Annotated in this window: 17 protein-coding genes; 11 read left to right on the top strand and 6 right to left on the bottom strand. The window is 60.1% G+C overall.

Features of this window, described 5'->3' with window-relative positions:
* Positions 1-36: 36 nt before the first annotated feature.
* The 6 genes from ACI77I_RS13245 (at position 37) to ACI77I_RS13220 (ending at position 5,632) form a co-directional block, all read left to right on the top strand.
* On the top strand, positions 37-339 hold the full coding sequence (locus tag ACI77I_RS13245; protein ID WP_094949669.1) for a cytochrome c5 family protein: 303 nt from the start codon (positions 37-39) through the stop codon (positions 337-339).
* Between the two features lie 33 nt (positions 340-372).
* Positions 373-999: a cytochrome c4 gene (locus ACI77I_RS13240; protein ID WP_094949668.1), complete on the top strand. Its 627-nt coding sequence runs from the start codon at positions 373-375 to the stop codon at positions 997-999.
* A gap of 170 nt (positions 1,000-1,169) precedes the next feature.
* The gene (dsbA, locus tag ACI77I_RS13235; RefSeq protein WP_094949667.1) at positions 1,170-1,805 is read left to right on the top strand and encodes a thiol:disulfide interchange protein DsbA; all 636 of its coding nucleotides are present in this window, start codon (positions 1,170-1,172) and stop codon (positions 1,803-1,805) included.
* 10 nt (positions 1,806-1,815) lie between these two features.
* Entirely contained in the window at positions 1,816-2,694 is an 879-nt protein-coding gene (locus tag ACI77I_RS13230) for an endonuclease/exonuclease/phosphatase family protein (protein WP_094949666.1), read from the top strand.
* On the top strand, positions 2,691-4,766 hold the full coding sequence (locus tag ACI77I_RS13225; RefSeq protein WP_406997743.1) for a GGDEF domain-containing protein: 2,076 nt from the start codon (positions 2,691-2,693) through the stop codon (positions 4,764-4,766). The genes ACI77I_RS13230 and ACI77I_RS13225 overlap by 4 nt, the downstream gene beginning before the upstream one ends.
* 89 nt (positions 4,767-4,855) lie before the next feature.
* Positions 4,856-5,632, top strand: coding sequence for an N-acetylmuramoyl-L-alanine amidase (locus ACI77I_RS13220; protein WP_094949664.1), 777 nt, complete (start codon positions 4,856-4,858; stop codon positions 5,630-5,632).
* A 98-nt stretch (positions 5,633-5,730) separates the two neighbouring features.
* On the opposite strand, the gene ACI77I_RS13215 is transcribed toward ACI77I_RS13220, so the two are convergent.
* Positions 5,731-7,518 (bottom strand): KinB sensor domain-containing domain, encoded by a 1,788-nt coding sequence (locus ACI77I_RS13215; RefSeq protein WP_406997742.1) that lies wholly within the window; start codon positions 7,516-7,518, stop codon positions 5,731-5,733.
* A gap of 10 nt (positions 7,519-7,528) precedes the next feature.
* Positions 7,529-8,875, bottom strand: a complete 1,347-nt coding sequence (gene algB / locus ACI77I_RS13210; RefSeq protein ID WP_094949662.1) for a sigma-54-dependent response regulator transcription factor AlgB — start codon at positions 8,873-8,875, stop codon at positions 7,529-7,531.
* Positions 8,876-9,264: 389 nt separating this feature from the next.
* Between algB and ACI77I_RS13205 the strand changes: the two genes are divergently transcribed.
* The 5 genes from ACI77I_RS13205 to ACI77I_RS13185 all read left to right on the top strand — a co-directional run bounded on the left by ACI77I_RS13205 (position 9,265) and on the right by ACI77I_RS13185 (position 13,649).
* Complete coding sequence (locus ACI77I_RS13205) at positions 9,265-9,549, top strand: hypothetical protein (RefSeq protein WP_094949661.1); 285 nt, start codon at positions 9,265-9,267, stop codon at positions 9,547-9,549.
* Between the two features lie 77 nt (positions 9,550-9,626).
* Positions 9,627-9,791 (top strand): DUF1328 domain-containing protein, encoded by a 165-nt coding sequence (locus ACI77I_RS13200; protein ID WP_003170804.1) that lies wholly within the window; start codon positions 9,627-9,629, stop codon positions 9,789-9,791.
* A 2-nt stretch (positions 9,792-9,793) separates the two neighbouring features.
* Positions 9,794-10,261: an inhibitor of vertebrate lysozyme family protein gene (locus tag ACI77I_RS13195; RefSeq protein ID WP_242153718.1), complete on the top strand. Its 468-nt coding sequence runs from the start codon at positions 9,794-9,796 to the stop codon at positions 10,259-10,261.
* 730 nt (positions 10,262-10,991) lie between these two features.
* Positions 10,992-12,323 carry a glutamate/aspartate:proton symporter GltP gene (gene gltP, locus ACI77I_RS13190; protein ID WP_094949659.1) on the top strand — a complete coding sequence of 444 codons (1,332 nt, stop codon included), beginning with the start codon at positions 10,992-10,994 and terminating at the stop codon, positions 12,321-12,323.
* Positions 12,324-12,419: 96 nt separating this feature from the next.
* Positions 12,420-13,649 (top strand): nucleoside recognition domain-containing protein, encoded by a 1,230-nt coding sequence (locus ACI77I_RS13185; RefSeq protein ID WP_094949658.1) that lies wholly within the window; start codon positions 12,420-12,422, stop codon positions 13,647-13,649.
* A gap of 94 nt (positions 13,650-13,743) precedes the next feature.
* Here the strand turns inward: ACI77I_RS13185 and ACI77I_RS13180 are convergent, their stop codons facing one another.
* Genes ACI77I_RS13180 through ACI77I_RS13165 form a run of 4 tightly spaced genes read right to left on the bottom strand, consistent with a single transcriptional unit; the run spans position 13,744 to position 17,240 of the window.
* Positions 13,744-14,355, bottom strand: coding sequence for an ABC-type transport auxiliary lipoprotein family protein (locus ACI77I_RS13180; protein WP_094949657.1), 612 nt, complete (start codon positions 14,353-14,355; stop codon positions 13,744-13,746).
* Positions 14,352-15,290 (bottom strand): MlaD family protein, encoded by a 939-nt coding sequence (locus ACI77I_RS13175; protein WP_094949656.1) that lies wholly within the window; start codon positions 15,288-15,290, stop codon positions 14,352-14,354. The genes ACI77I_RS13180 and ACI77I_RS13175 overlap by 4 nt, the downstream gene beginning before the upstream one ends.
* 1 nt (position 15,291) lies before the next feature.
* Positions 15,292-16,095 (bottom strand): ABC transporter ATP-binding protein, encoded by an 804-nt coding sequence (locus ACI77I_RS13170; RefSeq protein WP_094949655.1) that lies wholly within the window; start codon positions 16,093-16,095, stop codon positions 15,292-15,294.
* Entirely contained in the window at positions 16,092-17,240 is a 1,149-nt protein-coding gene (locus ACI77I_RS13165; RefSeq protein WP_406997741.1) for an MlaE family lipid ABC transporter permease subunit, read from the bottom strand. The genes ACI77I_RS13170 and ACI77I_RS13165 overlap by 4 nt, the downstream gene beginning before the upstream one ends.
* Positions 17,241-17,282: the final 42 nt, after the last annotated feature.

Genomic DNA, 17,282 nt, shown 5'->3' with positions numbered 1-17,282 from the left:
ACGCAAAACGCTCTCAAACCCTGAAAAGGTCGATGTATGACCCGATGGTTGCTCGCTTTTGGTGTCCTGATTCCGCTTTACGGCGCTCAGGCTACACAGGATCCGGAGGCGGTGTACAACCGAGTTTGCGTGGCTTGCCATGCCGGCCAACTGCCCAATGCCCCTAAACGGGGTGACCAGGTAGCTTGGGCGCCCAGACTGGCGCAAGGTATGGACACGCTGGTGCAACACGTGACCCAGGGTTTCAAGGCAATGCCGCCGCGTGGTTTGTGCATGGACTGCAGTACTGAGGATTACCAGGCCATCATTGAGTTGATGGTGAGTAAACCCGGTAGATAACTCTTAAACCCTTAGCCGTAGTTGGATTAGCTGATGAACAAACTGATCGTGAGTCTGCTGTTGACCTTGGGCATCACCGGTGTTGCCCATGCTGCAGGCGACGCTACAGCGGGCCAGGCGAAAGCCGCCGTGTGTGGTGCTTGCCATGGACCGGATGGCAATAGCCCGGCGCCGAACTTCCCCAAACTGGCCGGCCAGGGTGAGCGTTACCTGACCAAGCAGATGCACGACATCAAGGATGGCAAGCGCACGGTGTTGGAAATGACCGGCCTGCTGACTAACCTCAGCGATCAGGACCTGGCGGACATCGCGGCGTATTTTGCCAGCCAGAAGGGCAGTGTGGGAGCTGCCGATCCGAAGCTGGTCGACAAAGGCCAGGCGTTGTTTCAGGGTGGCAAGCTCGCTGAAGACCAGCCCATCGGCGGCATGCCCGCCTGTAAGGCTTGCCACATCGCAGGCGGCAGTGGCCTGGCAGAGGCTGGCTTCCCTCACCTGAGTGGTCAGCACGCCCAATACACCGCCAAGCAATTGAAGGAATTCCGCGAGAAGGTTCGCTACATCGATGGCGATGCCAGCAACAAAATGATGACTGACATTGCGGCAAAGCTGTCGGATAAAGATATTGAAGCACTGTCCAGCTATATCCAGGGCCTGCACTGATGAGTCCGGCGACGTTAACGCTCGATTAATCCATCGATGCAAGCATAAAAAGGGTGGCTTAGGCCGCCCTTTTTTGTGGCCGGTGCCGGTACACTAACGAACTCATGCCCGCGTAGACCTGTCACAACTAAAGGTCGCGTGAGGCGACTTTATTTGTCCAGGAGTAAAGCATGCGTAATCTGATCCTCAGCGCCGCTCTCGTCACTGTCAGCCTCTTCGGCATGACCGCACAAGCTGCCGACGTGCCGCTTGAAGCCGGTAAAACCTACGTTGAATTGGCCAACCCGGTCCCGGTTTCGGAGCCAGGCAAGATCGAAGTGGTGGAGCTGTTCTGGTATGGCTGCCCGCATTGCTACGCCTTTGAGCCGACCATCAATCCATGGGCCGAAAAACTCCCGTCTGACGTTAATTTCCGTCGCATCCCGGCCATGTTCGGCGGCCCATGGGATGCCCATGGTCAGCTGTTCCTGACCCTGGAAGCCATGGGTGTGGAGCACAAAGTCCACAACGCCGTGTTCGAAGCTATCCAGAAGCAAGGTAAGCGCCTGACCAAGCCTGAAGAAATGGCTGATTTCGTCGCCACTCAAGGCGTCGACAAGGATAAGTTCCTGGCTACCTTCAACTCCTTCGCCATCCAAGGTCAGATCAAGCAGGCCAAGGAACTCGCGCAGAAATACGGCGTGCAAGGCGTACCGAGCATGGTCGTCAACGGCAAATACCGTTTCGACCTGGGCACTACCGGTGGTCCTGAGCAAACCCTCAACGTTGCCGACCAACTGATCGCCAAAGAGCGCGCAGCCAAGTAAGGGGCCTACCATGCGCCGCTGGGGTACTGAACGCGTCGTTGGCCTGCACGACCCGCAGGTCAACGAGCACCACCTGGAAACCACAGGCCTGCCGGCAGACAGCCGCTTGCGCCTGCTCAGCTTCAATATTCAGGTGGGCATCAGTACCGAGAAGTATCGGCACTACATCACCCGTGGTTGGCAGCACCTGCTGCCACACAACGGGCGGGCCGTTAACTTGCAAAAGATCGGCCATCTGCTGAACGACTTCGACTTGGTCGCCCTGCAGGAGGTCGACGGCGGCAGCATACGCTCCGGCTACATCAACCAAGTGGAACACTTGGCCCAGCTCGGCGCGTTCCCGTACTGGTATCAGCAACTCAACCGCAACCTCGGGCGCCTGGCGCAGCACAGCAATGGTGTGCTCAGCCGCTTGAAGCCGACTGCCATCGAAGATCACCCCTTGCCAGGCCCTAAGGGCCGGGGGGCGATCCTTGTGCGTTTCGGCGAAGGCCCTGAAGCCTTGGTCGTGGTGATGATGCACCTGGCGCTCGGGGGGCGTACGCGCAACCTGCAGCTCGCCTATATTCGTGAATTGATTGGCAACTACAAACACCAGGTACTGATGGGTGACATGAACACCCATGCCAACGACCTGCTGCAGAATTCCCCGTTGCGGGACCTCGGGCTACTGGCGCCGCAAGTCGAAGCCACGTTTCCCAGCTGGCGCCCGCAACGCTGTCTTGACCATATCCTGCTTAGCCCCACCCTCACGCTCGAAAGCGTGCAGGTGCTGGCGCAGCCCATCTCCGATCACCTGCCGGTCGCGGTAGAGATTCGTCTGCCGGGTTCGCTCACGGCTGATGCATTACCCGCGTTGAGCCCAGGCCCTCGCGGACCCCTTGCATGAGCGACGACACCCAGCGCTGGAAAGAGAAATACCTCAAAAGCATCGAGCAGCAAGACAAGCTCGAGCGCCGCTGGGCTGCCCGCCTCGACCTGCTGCGCAGAGGTCTGGTGCGCAGCACGCTGGCGGCGGAAGGGACCGACCGCGCGGTCGACCAATGCATGAAGGAGATGCGCGACGTGGTGCGTACCGACGACATGGACGCCGCCCTCGCCGCCTTGCTGCCGCGTTTGGAAAAAGCCGTGCTGGATTCGGAGCAGCGTCGCGAAACGCGCGTCGACCAGATGAGCACTGCACTCACAGCCCTGGTCGCGCAGTTGCAAAAGCTGCCGCTGCCGCGTGAGGTGGCCCGCCCGCTGAAAACCTTCGCCAAGCAACTGGATAGCCGAGTCGGACAGGCGCGGGAGATTCCGCTGCTACTCAGTGAGCTGAGCAGCCTGCAGGGGCAAGCCCTCAATAACCTGGAGCCGGACGGCGAAACCACGCGCCCTGGGCCAGGCCTGCTGCAACGCCTGTTTGGCGCGAAGGAAGTCTCAAATGACGCGCCGCTGGTCGAAGCCACGCCAGAGCTGGCTGCACCAAAGCCCGTTGCGCCCAAACCCGCGCCTGAGCCTCAAGAGCCGGCGCAATCCGAAGAACTGACAAAAGCTTTGCGCGCCTTCGCGCCGTTGCCGCAAGCACCGACACCCTCGCAGCCTGAACGTGTTGCACCCGTTGCACCCGCTGCGCCCGTCAAAGTGGCAGAGGCCGCTGGTGAAACATTTGTGTTCGAAGCTCCGGCATCAGTGGAGGCTGCCGTCCTGTCTGTCGAGGCGCCTGAACCCGAGACGCCTGTGCCGCCGACAGAGGAAGCTGCTCCCGAAAGCGCGCTCGCCGCATTTATCGAAGAGCCGCAGGCTGCGGTCGACACGCCGGAGCAAACCACCATCGGCAGTCTGTCCCTGCCGCCGGTGCTGGAGAGCCCCGAGCCCGATCCGGATGAACTGCAATCGGACGGCATCTACGCTCTGCCTGACTCGCCGGAGCCGTCCTACAGCTCCGTCGCCAAGCATATCGAAGACACTTTGCTCGGCCTGCTGGAAGACCTGTCGCTGCCTGAGCGTCACCGGCCCCAGGCCGAAGCCATGCGCGAGCGCCTGGCCCACGGCTTGAACTGGTACGAGTTGCTGCCGATCCTCGACGACCTGGCCGTGCTGATGCTGGCGATCACCGACAGTGGCCAACACGAGTTCGAAGCCTACCTCAAGCAGCTCAACGAGCGCCTCGAGGCATTCCAGGGCCACCTGCAGGTAGCCAGTGAAGGCCATGCCGACAGCCGCTCGGCCGCGCAGGAGCTGGACACGCAGATTCGTGAACAGGTCGACGGTCTGCAAAGCAGCGTGCAGGACGCGGCCGATCTGGACAGCCTCAAGCACGTGCTGGAGAGCCACCTCGAAGGCCTGCTCGGCACGATGGACGCGCACCAGCAGCAGCGTGACCAGCGCGAGCAGGAAGTGGCAGCGCGCCTCAAAGGTCTGGCTGAGCGGGTGGCGAGCATGGAGCAAGAAGCCCAAGGCTATCGCGAGCATCTGGAAGTACAGCGCCAGAAGGCTTTGATCGATCCGCTCACCGGCCTGCCCAATCGTGCGGCCTGGAGCGAGCGCCTGGATCATGAAGTGAATACCTGGCACCAGAGCGGCAATAACCTGTCGCTGGCCATGCTGGACCTGGACCATTTCAAGCGCATCAACGACGGCTACGGCCACCTGGCGGGCGACAAGGTGCTGAAGATCATCGCCAATGTGTTGCGCAAACGCCTGCGCCCCACTGACTTTATCGCGCGTTTCGGTGGTGAAGAGTTTGTGTTGCTGATGCCGGACTCAGCCTTGACGGATGCCCTCGCCGTGGGCGAAGTGCTGCGTGCCGCGATCGAAGCGTGCCCTTTCCACTTCAAGGGCGAGCCGGTAACGATCACGGTCTCCATGGGTGTGGCGCAGTTCCAGCCGGGTGAGCGCAGTGACCTGGCGCTCAAGCGCGCCGATGAGGCGCTTTACCGTGCGAAGGCGGCGGGACGTAATCAAGTGCAGGCGGCCTAAAATATGTTCCATTTTTGTAATTTGGCCGCTCAGCCACGAACGGTACGTTACACTATTGCATTATCGTCTTCAGCGTAATGTCTTCTGCTATGAAATCCTTTTGCATCGCCTTTATGTTCCTCCTGCTCGCCGGCTGCGCCAGTGGCCCGCGCCTGGACACCAGCCACCCGTCGGTCAACCACGATAACCGCGTGCAGTTCGTGGTCGTCCATTACACCGCAACCAACCTTGAACGCTCCCTGGCGCTGTTAACCCACGGCCAGGTCAGCAGTCATTACCTGATCGGTGACGACGCCTCTGGCACCATTTACAAATTGGTGGACGAGAGCCAGCGTGCCTGGCACGCCGGGCAAAGCGAGTGGATGGGCCGCACCTGGCTCAACTCCAGCTCCATCGGTATCGAGATCGTCAACCCAGGCTATCGCGACACACCGACGGGCCGTGTCTGGTACCCGTATTCCGAGGCGCAGGTGCAGTCGTTGGTGGTGTTGCTCAAGGACATCAGCAAGCGCAATGGCATCGATCCCAAGAACATCATCGGCCATAGCGACATCGCGCCGCTGCGCAAGCTCGATCCGGGCCCGTTGTTTCCGTGGAAGCGTTTAGCGGCTGAGGGTTTGGGGATCTGGCCGGACGCGCAAGTCGTTGCTCGATTCCAAGTGCAGTACGCGGCTGACCTGCCGAGCGTCACCTGGTTCCAGGAAGAGCTGGCACGCCTGGGCTACCAGACACCGCAGACCGGCGAGTTGGATGTCGCCACACGGCATGTGATCGCGGCGTTCCAGATGCACTTCCGGCCAGCGCTGTTTGATGGCACGCCGGATGCTGAAAGTGCTGCGATATTGCGCGCATTGAACCGCAGTTAAGCGTGTAAACCGATTCAAAATGTGGGAGCGGGCCCGCCACAGCAAGCCCTCTCCCACATTTCGTTCGGCGCGGCCGGTAGGTAACCCGAGTAGTCAGACTACAGCGGCAACGCCATATAGAACTGCGTACCTTGCCCCGGCCGCGAATACACACCCATGCGGCCACCGTGCAGTTGCACGATCTCTTTGCACAGTACCAGCCCCAGGCCGGCGCCGCCTTTCTTGCGGCCCACCTGCACGAAGGGTTCGAAAATCCGCCCCTGCTGGCCGTAGGCGATGCCTTCGCCGTTATCTTCGACGCTGATAATCACGCGCTCGCCATGGCGGCGTGCCTGCAGGCGAATTTGCCCGCCATCGGCGGTATGGCGCAATGCGTTGCCTAACAGGTTGTCGAGTACACGCTCAAGCTGAGCCTGGTCTGCATACAGCCTGGGCAAATCAGGTTGGGCTTCCACCAGCAATTCGATGTTCTGAGCACTCGCCAGCTCAGTGAAACGCGCCCGTGCGTGCTCCAGCAGGTCGGTGACATCACAGGGCCCCAAGGTGAGTTTTTGCAGGCCATTCTGGTAGCGCGAAAAGTTGAGCAAGTCGTTGATCAACTGCATCAGGCGCTGCATTTCTTCATTGACCGTATCCAGCAAGTCCGCTTCACGGGAATCCGCCGGAAACTTTGCCCGCTCGCGGAACAGGCCGAAGGCCATGTGCATGCCGGTCACCGGCGTGCGCAGTTCGTGGGAGGCACGCAACACGAATTCGCTGCGCACGCGCTCAAAGGCACGCTGTTCGGTGACGTCATGCAACACCATCACTGCCCCGAGGATATGCCCCTGGGTGTGGCTGACCGGCGTCAGGCTGTAGGTCAGCAGGCGCAGTTCGCCTTCAACCTCAACTTCCAGATCTTCCGGCGCCCGCTCGAGGTTGCCGCCGCGCAGTACTAGCTGCAACTGTTCATCCATTTCCGCGCGGCCCAGCGCCTCGCCCAGGCCCTGGCCTAAACGTGCCTCGTCCCAGCCCAACTGGCGCTGAGCGACGGGGTTGAGATGCGCCAGGCGGCCTTGGCGGTCGATCATCAACAGACCGTCGTCGATGCTGTCGAGCACCGCTTGCAGGCGCTGCTGGCCAGCCAGCAATTCATCGACATTGGTCGCCTGATGCTGGCGCAACGCTTCGGCCATGATGCCGAAGCGCCGGGTCAGCAGGTTCATTTCCGCTGCTGAAGAGATCGGCAGCGTCACTTCGAAATCGCCCTGCCCGATCTTGTCGGCGGCTTTGGCCAAGGCTTCGATCGGCCCGCCAAAGCGCCGGGCGATGCCATGGGCGGTGATGAAGCCGATGATCAACACCGCCAGGCCCACCAGGCCCAGAAGACCGGCAATCAACAGCGCTCGGTCGCGGGATTTGTGTTCGCTGGCGTTGATATTCTCCAAGGCTTGTTTGTGTTCGGAGATCAGGCCGTTGCGCAACGCATTAAAGGTTTCGGTCAGCTTTTGGTTTTTATTGTTGATCAGCGAGCTTTGCTGGGCCTCGTCAAATGCCTTGATAAAATTCAGGTAGTCAACGCGTGCCTGGCTGAACCCGCTGAGCCTGCCGTCTTGCTGTTCATGGGCGATGCCCTCATCCAGCAAGGCGAAGTATTGCTGTTTTGAGGTTTTCAGCACCTCGGGGTCCGGTTTCTCCTGCAACATCAGGATCAACTGGTCGCCTAAGGTCTGGCGCAGCTTGAGGCCAAGGTCCAGGGTGATGAAGTTGCTGCGGATCAGCGACTCCTGGCTCTTAGCCATTTGCATAACACTGACCAGTCCCAGGACCAGTCCCAGCAGGGCGACGGTGATCAGCGCTGAGATACTCAGGAATAAACGAGTGCGCAGTTTCATCGCTAGCTTCATAAGGTACAGCTCACAAGTTGTACTGTTTGCGTTTGCGGTACAGGGTCGACGCGTCGATGCCGAGAGTACGGGCCGCCTGGTCCAGGGTGTCGCTGGTGGCAAGTACCGCGCCGATGTGGGCTTTCTCCAGCTCATCCAGGCTCAACGCCGCGCCAATACGCGGTGCATTGTTGGTCGGCTGTTCGGCCATGCCGAGGTGGCTGATTTCAACCTTTTCCTGTGGGCAGATAATGCTGGCTCGCTCTACAACGTTTCGTAGCTCTCGAATATTCCCTGGCCAGCGGTAGTTGAGCAGCGCTTCTCGGGCGTCATCGCTGAAACCGCGAGCGGGCCGCGCGTACTCTTTGACGAAGCGCGCCAGGAAGCGGTCGGCGAGGGTCAGGATGTCTTCGCTACGTTCACGCAGCGGCGGCAGGTGCAAGGTGATGACGTTGAGGCGATAGAGCAAGTCTTCGCGGAAACGGCCGTCGCGCACCATGTCTTCGAGGTTCAGGTTGGTGGCCGCCAGGATGCGCACATCGGCGCGCCGGGTGACCGGGTCGCCTACGCGCTCATATTCTTTGTCCTGAATGAAGCGCAATAACTTGGGTTGTAAGGTGAGGGGAAAATCGCCGATCTCGTCGAGAAACAGCGTGCCGCCGTCCGCTTGGTTGACGCGGCCCAAGGTGCTCTCACTGGCACCGGTAAACGCACCACGGCTATGGCCGAACAATTCGCTTTCCATCAGCTCGGCCGTGAGTGACGGGCAGTTGATGGTCACGCAGGACTTCTTCGAGCGCTTGCTCCAGCCATGAATAGCCCGGGCCAATTCACCTTTACCGGTACCGGACTCGCCGAGGATCAAGATGTTGGCGTCGGTGCCCGCGACTTGGCGCGCGGTCTCCAGCACCACCATCATGGCCGGGCTGTGGGAATCGAGGCCGTCTTTGGGTTGGCGCACTTCGCCTTCCAGCGCTTCCAGGCGTGCCGAGAGTTGGCGCACTTCCAACTGCTTGGCGGTGGCCAGGCGCAATTGGTCAGGGCTGCATGGCTTGACCAAGTAGTCGGCGGCACCGGCCTGGATCGCGTCGACCGCGGTATCCACGGCGGAATGCGCGGTAACAATCACCACGCGCATCCACGGCGCCTGAATGCGCATCTGGGCCAGTACGTCCAGGCCATTGTCTTCGCCCAGGCGCAGGTCCAAAAAGCACAGGTCGAACACCTGGCGTTGCATCAGGGCGTCGGCTTGGGCGGCGCTGTTGGCGGTGGCTACGGTATAGCCTTCATCTTCCAGGCAGTAACGGAAGGTGCGAAGGATCGCGGATTCGTCATCCACTAAAAGAATACGGCCTTGAAGTTCCTTGGCTGATTCCATCTGTCCCGCGCTCCTTAATATGAATGATGGTGTTTAGTCCCGGAATAATCGGGCAAGTTGCATGGTTTATTCTGATTGATAAAAAGCACCTTCGCGCAGGTATCTGCACACCCCTCTACAAACGCGCTGGTTGATGGCGTTTTCATGCCCTCTTGCCACTTCGGCAACTCGATATCCGATTTCGATCCCTTGACCCGACCATTGACCATCGTGCATTTCGCACGGCCTGGATAGGGGCATCGTGCAGGATGCTGGGCTCAGCGGCTGTAATGTATTTATAACTATCTGATTCTATTGAGATTTATTTTGTAAAAGATCTGGCATGCACCCTGCAATACCTCTCCCAACAGTGTCATGACCGAATATTCAGAATGCGGGAGAAATGCAGCATGACTCGCCAAAGCCTCAGCCAATTGCGTGTATCGCCACTGCGCTTGCAGCAAGGTCTGTTCGCCAGCCTGGCCTTGATGGTCACGTTGATTGCCGGCCAGCAGATGCAGCATTGGCAGCAGAGTCAGCAGCAAGCCCCGCAATTTGAACGTCCGATGATGACCCAGACCCATTTCCGTTCCGTTGGCAGCGCGACTGCCGATGTAACCGCCCCGCAATTGAGAGTGGCTGACCAGGGTTCGACCCTGGGCGAATTGCCCGCTCAAGAGCGTTGGGTGTTCTAGGCAACAAAAGGTCGCTTGTGTTGAGCGGCGCACTGCACTACCGCTGTTACCCCTCTAGAAGCGTAAGGAGAATTACCATGTTGAGTTGGGCAATCACATTTCTGATCATCGCCATTGTGGCTGCAGTCCTGGGCTTCGGTGGTATCGCGGGCACCGCCACGGGTATCGCAAAAATTCTGTTTGTGGTCTTCCTGGTGATGTTCATCGCTTCGTTCTTCTTTGGTCGTCGCGGCCGAGGCTGAATATGACCACTTTGTCTATTAAAGCCATTGCTGCCGCCCTGCTCTTGGGCGGTAGCGGCCTGGTGATGGCCGCCAATGACGGCCAATCCCGGGCCAACGAGTTGCTCAGTGCGGACAAGCAGTACCGCGAAACCTGGCAAAGCGTGGTGAAGAAAGAAGAGCGCCTGCCGGAATGGGTGATGAACCTGTCGGGTACGGCCGAACAAATGAATGCGCTGGAAGAAGATGGCGAGAAATACTTGGTCGGGCCGCTCTGCGAAACAGCAGATACCTGCTTGAACAAGCGCCTGATCGTTGCCTTCAGCTACGACAAGGAAGATGCCTACGCCATGTTGGTACAAGTCCCGGCCGGTCTGCCGGCAGACAAGTCTCCGACACGGCATGCCGACTACCGTTTCATCGGTAAGCCGAACGAAGGCATGCAAAAGCTGCTGATGGAGCAGCTTAAGAAAGATCCGAATTGGTACTAGGTTCCGTCTGACGCTTCTGTCGTCAACGGGGCTGGCGTCCATAGAAAGAAGCTCCTTCGCTTCTTTCTGTCTGCATCGCCCGCCAAGGGTGATGCATGACCAGGGGGCCGGGTTGCTCTGATCCATCGAGGTCGGCGTGACCTACGGGTACAGGGAGTGCCTGCGCAAGGGCCGGGTCAGGCGAAAAGCTGCGACGCAAGTTCACAAGTCCTCAAGCTTGCTGAACTTGCGGCGGGCTTATGGCACCCATTGCCCATCTTGTATGTTGTCCATAGCCGCTATTTTCTTTTCTGTCTCTTCGCAAACATTACTTGGTGTGTCGCGGTGACCTTCTATCGAGAAAATTTTGCGCGTGCCATAGGACATATCCGACGCCAAGCTCATCAAATCCCAGGCATTTTTGCCAGCGACTGAAGGTCGTCCAAAATCTCTGAGCGAGCCGGTATTGGCCGGTTAACGGCATATTCACCTGCCTAAATGGCGTATTTGAACTGACCGTTCGGACAGTTATTTACAAAAAAAGCCATGCCGATTCAGCATAGGGTAGGCGTTTACGGCATTAGACGTCGCTCTCTTGCATGGGAATAGTTGCGCCTTTTTTCGCCTGCCAGTAAGCCATTTCGGCCATGCGGCGGTGACCTTCTACGGAGGCAGATGCACACACTTTTTCGCTTCCGAGCGTTCCAGATGGCGCATTTGCCTTAAGTCCACTTGAAGTAAGGGTAATGACATGAAGAAGGCAAAGCTAAGCCTCGCCTGGCAGATCCTCATCGGTTTGGTGTTGGGGATCGCAATCGGTGCAGTGCTCAACCATTTCAGTGCTGAAAAAGCCTGGTGGATCAGCAATGTGTTGCAGCCGGCGGGCGATATCTTTATCCGCCTGATCAAGATGATCGTGATCCCGATTGTGATTTCCTCGCTGATCGTCGGCATCGCCGGTGTGGGTGACGCGAAGAAGCTCGGTCGAATCGGCGTCAAAACCATCCTTTACTTCGAAGTGGTCACCACCATCGCTATCGTGGTCGGCCTGTTGCTCGCCAACCTGTTCCACCCAGGTGCCGGCATCGACATGAGTACCCTGGGTACCGTCGATATCTCCAAGTACACGGCCACTGCCGCCGAAGTGCAGCATGAGCATGCGTTCATCGAGACCATCCTCAACCTGATTCCCTCGAACATTTTCGCCGCCGTCGCCCGTGGCGATATGCTGCCGATCATCTTCTTCTCGGTACTGTTCGGCTTGGGCTTGTCGAGCCTCAAGCCGGAACTGCGCGAGCCGCTGGTAACCATGTTCCAGGGCGTGTCCGAGAGCATGTTCAAAGTCACCCACATGATCATGAAGTACGCCCCCATCGGCGTATTTGCCCTGATCGCGGTGACCGTCGCCAACTTCGGCTTCGCCTCCTTGCTGCCGCTGGCCAAGCTGGTGATCCTGGTTTACGTCGCCATCCTGTTCTTCGCGTTTGTAGTGTTGGGCTTGATCGCGCGCCTGTTCGGCTTCTCGATCCTTAAGCTGATACGCATCTTCAAAGACGAGCTGGTCCTGGCTTACTCCACCGCCAGCTCCGAGACCGTGCTGCCGCGTGTGATCGAGAAGATGGAAGCCTACGGCGCGCCAAAAGCCATTTGCAGCTTCGTGGTGCCGACCGGCTACTCGTTCAACCTCGACGGTTCGACGCTGTACCAGAGCATCGCCGCTATCTTTATCGCCCAGCTGTACGGCATCGACCTGTCGATCGGCCAGCAACTGATGCTGGTGCTGACCCTGATGGTCACCTCCAAAGGCATCGCTGGCGTACCGGGCGTGTCCTTCGTGGTGCTGCTGGCCACCTTGGGCAGCGTGGGTATCCCGCTGGAAGGCCTGGCGTTCATCGCCGGTGTCGACCGCATCATGGACATGGCGCGTACCGCCTTGAACGTGATCGGCAACGCATTGGCCGTACTGGTCATCTCTCGCTGGGAAGGCATGTACGACGACGCCAAGGGCGAGCGCTACTGGAACTCCCTGCCGCACTGGCGCAGCAAGCCAGCTTCGCCAACCGCGCAAGCTACCCGCGGCTGATAGCACGACTGCTTTGAGACAAACCCCGGGAAATCCGGGGTTTGTCGTTTCTGCCAGCCCCGCTATCATTCGCCCATCTTTCGGGGGATTTAACTGATGCTCAATGGCCTGTGGCTTGGCTTTTTTGTCGTGGCAATGGTGTCAGCACTGGCGCAATGGCTGATTGGCGGTAATGCCGGGATTTTTGCGGCAATGGTGGAAAGCATTTTCGCCATGGCCAAACTGTCGGTGGAAGTGATGGTGCTGCTGTTCGGCACCCTGACCTTGTGGCTGGGCTTCTTGCGCATCGCCGAAAAAGCCGGGATCGTCGACTGGCTGGCCAAGGCTCTGGGCCCACTGTTTCGCCGCCTGATGCCGGAAGTACCGGCCGGCCACCCCGCCATTGGCTTGATCACCCTTAACTTCGCCGCCAATGGCCTGGGCCTGGACAACGCCGCCACGCCTATCGGCCTGAAAGCCATGAAGGCGCTGCAGGAACTCAACCCCATCCCCAACACCGCGAGTAACGCGCAGATTCTGTTCCTGGTGCTCAACGCGTCTTCGCTGACGCTGTTGCCGGTGACCATCTTCATGTACCGCGCTCAGCAAGGCGCCGTCGACCCGACGCTGGTGTTCCTGCCAATCCTGCTGGCTACCAGCGCTTCGAGCTTGGTGGGTCTGCTCTCGGTGGCGGTAATGCAGCGCCTGCGGCTGTGGGACCCGGTGGTGCTGGCTTACCTGATTCCCGGCGCGCTGATCCTCGGTGGCTTTATGGCGCTGTTGGCGACCTTGTCCGCCACGGCGTTGGCCGGCTTGTCCTCGATCCTCGGCAACCTGACGCTGTTCGGCCTGATCATGTTGTTTCTAGTGATTGGTGCGCTGCGTAAGGTCAAGGTGTACGAAGCGTTTGTCGAAGGCGCCAAAGAGGGCTTCGACGTTGCCAAGAACCTGCTGCCGTATCTGGTGGCGATGCTCTGCGCGGTGGGCGTGTTGCGCGCATCTGGCGCCTTGGACTTTGGCCTGGAAGGCATTCGCCACGTGGTGGCCTGGACGGGCATGGACACGCGTTTTGTCGACGCGTTGCCGACCGCGATGGTCAAGCCGTTCTCCGGCAGTGCCGCGCGGGCCATGCTGATCGAGACCATGCAGACCCAGGGCGTGGACAGCTTCCCGGCGTTGGTGGCGGCGACGATCCAAGGCAGTACGGAGACCACCTTCTATGTGTTGGCGGTGTACTTTGGCTCGGTGGGGATCCAGCGGGCACGGCATGCCGTGGGATGTGCGTTACTGGCTGAGTTTGCTGGCGTCGTGGCGGCGATTTCGGTGTGCTACTGGTTCTTTGGTTAAGGCTTAGATTGCTATCGCAGGCAAGCCAGCTCCCACCTGTTTGAATGTATTTACACATCAAAATGTGGGAGCTGGCTTGCCTGCGATGAGGCCCTCAGCGTTTCGCAGCAGTATTGCCCTGCTGCACCACCCAATCCACCACCTGCTTATTCAACTGATCCCCCGCCTGCCCAAACGCAGCCACTACGGCCGGCACCTTGGTGTCACCCACCGGCTGGCGCACCTCAAACCGCCGGCTGGCGATAATCCGCTGATCACTCCCGCGCACCAACCGCGCATCCAGGCGGATCACCACGTCCACCGCACTGGCGCGATACTCACTCTGAAACGCCTGCAACTGCCCGCCGAGCTCATAGTCGGCCTGCAGGTTCGTCTCGTCGGTGCTCAGCAGCGTCACGCGCCCATCGCGCTGGAAGCCGTCCATAAAGCGATTGCGCAGCAACACCGGCGTCGGGTCGCTCCAGCGTGAATTCGCGTAGCTGCTGATCAGGTTGCCATTGGGCACCACGGCAATGCGCGGGCTGTCGAGGAATTCGCTGCTCTGCGGCTTGGACACGCGCAACGACCAGCTGACCGGTGTGCCTTGGGTGGGTGTCTGGGCCGAAGCCAGGCGGTACACGTCGGAGGGGTCGGCCTTGGGCAGGATCGAGCACGCGCTGATCAGCGCGAAGGCCACGGGGGCGATCAGTTGGTAAGCGCGCTTCATGGCGTGAACTCCTTATTCTTGTCGCTGCCCAGCAGGTAACCGCTGGGGTTGGCTTCCAGGCGGCGAGAGATGGCGCGCAGCGAACCCAGGGTTTCGCGCAGCTCGCGCACGGCTGGCGCCAGTTCGTTGAGGCCTTGCATGCCGCTGTTCACTGAGTCCTTGTTGTTGGTCAGCAAGGTGTTGATGGTCGCGGTACTTTGCTCGAGGGATTTCATCGCTTGCTCGGCGCTGCCGAAGGCTTGCTTGCCTTGTTCGTTGAGCAAGCCGTTGGCGTTGCGCATCAGCACGGTGGTTTGCTCCAGGGCGGCAGTCGCCTGTTTGCTCACCTGCATCAATTGCTGCATCACCACTTTGATGTCGCCGCGCTGCTCGGCGATGGCGCCGGTGGTTTGCTGCAGGTTATCCAACGTGTTGCTCAGGCGCTCGACGTTCTCGCGGGAGAACATGTGGTTGGCGTTGTGCAGCAGCAGGTTAATGCTGGTCATCAGGTCGTTGCTGTTATTGAGCAGGCGTGCGATCGGCGAGGGCGAGGCGATGATTTCTGGCAGGTTGCCGTCTTTGCCCTTGAGCTCCGGGCTTTGCGGTGTGCCGCCGCTGAGCTGGATGATCGAGGTGCCGGTGATGCCGGTCAGGGCCAGCTTGGCCTGGGTGTCTTCCTTGATCGGCGTCTGCCCGGACAGGCGGATGCGTGCGAGTACACGGCGCGGGTCTTTGGGGTCCAGGCGCAGGCTGATCACATCGCCGACCTTGATCCCGCTGTACTGTACCGAACTGCCCTGGGACAGGCCGCTGACGGCCTCGTTGAACACCACTTCATAGTCCTGAAAGGCGCTATCGACGCTGGACTTGGCCAGCCACAGGCCAAACAGCATCGCGCCGACTACCACGATCACGCTGAACAGACCGATCATCACATGATGGGCTCGGGTTTCCATGTCATACCTCGTTGAGCGATTGAGCGGCATTCAATGCCGCGCGGCCCCGGGGGCCGTGGAAGTATTCGTGAATCCAGGCGTCGTCCGTTTCCGAGACGACATCGATGGCATCGGCCACCAGCACTTTTTTCTGCGCCAGCACCGCCACGCGGTCGGTGATGGTGTACAGCGTGTCCAGGTCGTGGGTGACCAGGAACACACTCAAGCCCAGCGCATCGCGCAGGGTCAGGATCAGTTGGTCGAATTGCGCGGCGCCAATCGGGTCGAGGCCGGCGGTGGGTTCGTCGAGAAACAGGATGTCCGGGTCCAAGGCCAACGCCCGCGCCAAGGCCGCGCGCTTGATCATGCCGCCGGAGAGTGACGATGGGTACTTGTCCGCCGCCGACAGCGGCAACCCCGCAAGGGCAAGCTTGACCGCAGCCAGGTGTTCGGCATCGGCGCGGCTGAGGCCGGCGTGTTCGATCAATGGCAGCGCGACGTTCTCGGTGACGGTCAGCGAGGAAAACAGCGCGCCTTTCTGGAACAGCACGCCGAAGCGCCGTTCCACCAGTGAGCGCTCATGTTCGGACAGGCTTGGCAGGTTCTTGCCGAACACCCGCACTTCGCCTTCGCTGGGGCGGCGCAGGCCGACGATGCTGCGCAGCAACACCGACTTGCCGCTGCCGGAGCCGCCGACCACTGCCAGGATCTCGCCTTTATACAACTCCAGGTCGAGGTTTTCATGCACGCTCTGGCTGCCAAAGCGGTTGCACAGGCCGCGCACTTCGATCACCGCCTCAGTGGGCGCACGGTGTAGACGACTCACCAGCCCATCTCCATAAAGAACAGCGCGGCGACGGCATCCATCACGATCACCACAAAGATCGATTGCACCACGCTGGAGGTGGTGTGGGCGCCGACCGACTCGGCGCTGCCGCTGACCTTGAAGCCTTCGAGGCAGCCAATCGCGGCAATCAGGAAGGCGAAGATCGGTGCTTTCACCATACCGACCAGGAAATGCTGCACACCAATGTCCGATTGCAGCAGCGAGAGGAACATCGCCGGGGAAATATCCAAGGCCAAGGCGCACACCACACCGCCGCCGACAATCCCCGAGAGCATCGCCAGGAACGTCAGCATCGGCAGCGACACCAGCAGCGCCATCACCCGTGGCAGTACCAGCAGCTCCATCGGGTCCAGGCCCAGGGTGCGGATCGCGTCGATTTCTTCGTTGGCCTTCATCGAACCGATTTGTGCGGTAAAGGCGCTGGCGGTGCGGCCGGCGATCAGGATGGCGGTGAGCAGTACGCCAAACTCCCGCAGGAACGAGAACGCCACCAGGTCCACGGTGAAGATGGTCGCCCCAAAACTCTTGAGCACCGTGGCGCCGAGAAACGCCACCACCGCGCCGACCAAGAAGGTCAGCAACGCCACAATGGGCGCGGCATCCAGGCCGGTTTGTTCGATGTGCGCGACCATCGGTGTGAGACGCCAGCGCTTGGGGCGGAACATGCCACGGGCGAAGGTTTCGAGGATCAGGCCGATGAAGCCGAGCAGCTTCATGCCGTCTTGCCACACGGTATCTACGGCGCGGCCGATGCGCGCCAACACTTGGATGCCGGTCGCCTCTTCCGGCTCTTTGGTCGGTACGCAGAAATCATTGAGTGAGCGGTAGACAGTCTTGAGCAGCGCGCGGTCGGCGGCAGACAAGCTGCAATCGGTTTGCTCGGCGGACTGCTCGATACGCTCCGGGCCCAGCAGCTCCACCAGCAGCGACGCGCCGGCGGTATCCAGGGCGCCCAAGCCATTCAGGTCGATGCGCGCGCCGGCGTCGTATTGGCCGTCGAGCGTGTCCGACAGCTTCTTCAGGTTTGCGTAGTGGGCAAGCGTCCAGTCCCCCGTAATCCTGAGTAACGGGGGGGCGGAAGAAGTATCCAGGTGGGCTGCGCCGGCTGTTGTACGGGTGGTCATAAGCTCCGAGCTTGTTTGGCTATCCAGAATCCCTACGTAATA

Source organism: Pseudomonas sp. D47 (assembly GCF_045447305.1).
Taxonomy (GTDB): Bacteria; Pseudomonadota; Gammaproteobacteria; order Pseudomonadales; family Pseudomonadaceae; genus Aquipseudomonas.
Note: the sequence above shows the minus strand (reverse complement) of the source record. Positions and strands in the feature narration are given on the sequence as shown.

Coding starts and splice junctions, on each gene's coding strand:
- ACI77I_RS13165 (WP_406997741.1), bottom strand. CDS start 17,240: ATGACCACCCGTACAACAGCCGGCGCAGCCCACCTGGATACTTCTTCC.
- ACI77I_RS13205 (WP_094949661.1), top strand. CDS start 9,265: ATGACTCGCCAAAGCCTCAGCCAATTGCGTGTATCGCCACTGCGCTTG.
- ACI77I_RS13240 (WP_094949668.1), top strand. CDS start 373: ATGAACAAACTGATCGTGAGTCTGCTGTTGACCTTGGGCATCACCGGT.
- ACI77I_RS13225 (WP_406997743.1), top strand. CDS start 2,691: ATGAGCGACGACACCCAGCGCTGGAAAGAGAAATACCTCAAAAGCATC.
- ACI77I_RS13175 (WP_094949656.1), bottom strand. CDS start 15,290: ATGGAAACCCGAGCCCATCATGTGATGATCGGTCTGTTCAGCGTGATC.
- ACI77I_RS13215 (WP_406997742.1), bottom strand. CDS start 7,518: ATGAAGCTAGCGATGAAACTGCGCACTCGTTTATTCCTGAGTATCTCA.
- dsbA (WP_094949667.1), top strand. CDS start 1,170: ATGCGTAATCTGATCCTCAGCGCCGCTCTCGTCACTGTCAGCCTCTTC.
- ACI77I_RS13180 (WP_094949657.1), bottom strand. CDS start 14,355: ATGAAGCGCGCTTACCAACTGATCGCCCCCGTGGCCTTCGCGCTGATC.
- ACI77I_RS13220 (WP_094949664.1), top strand. CDS start 4,856: ATGAAATCCTTTTGCATCGCCTTTATGTTCCTCCTGCTCGCCGGCTGC.
- algB (WP_094949662.1), bottom strand. CDS start 8,875: ATGGAATCAGCCAAGGAACTTCAAGGCCGTATTCTTTTAGTGGATGAC.
- ACI77I_RS13185 (WP_094949658.1), top strand. CDS start 12,420: ATGCTCAATGGCCTGTGGCTTGGCTTTTTTGTCGTGGCAATGGTGTCA.
- ACI77I_RS13195 (WP_242153718.1), top strand. CDS start 9,794: ATGACCACTTTGTCTATTAAAGCCATTGCTGCCGCCCTGCTCTTGGGC.
- ACI77I_RS13200 (WP_003170804.1), top strand. CDS start 9,627: ATGTTGAGTTGGGCAATCACATTTCTGATCATCGCCATTGTGGCTGCA.
- ACI77I_RS13245 (WP_094949669.1), top strand. CDS start 37: ATGACCCGATGGTTGCTCGCTTTTGGTGTCCTGATTCCGCTTTACGGC.
- gltP (WP_094949659.1), top strand. CDS start 10,992: ATGAAGAAGGCAAAGCTAAGCCTCGCCTGGCAGATCCTCATCGGTTTG.
- ACI77I_RS13230 (WP_094949666.1), top strand. CDS start 1,816: ATGCGCCGCTGGGGTACTGAACGCGTCGTTGGCCTGCACGACCCGCAG.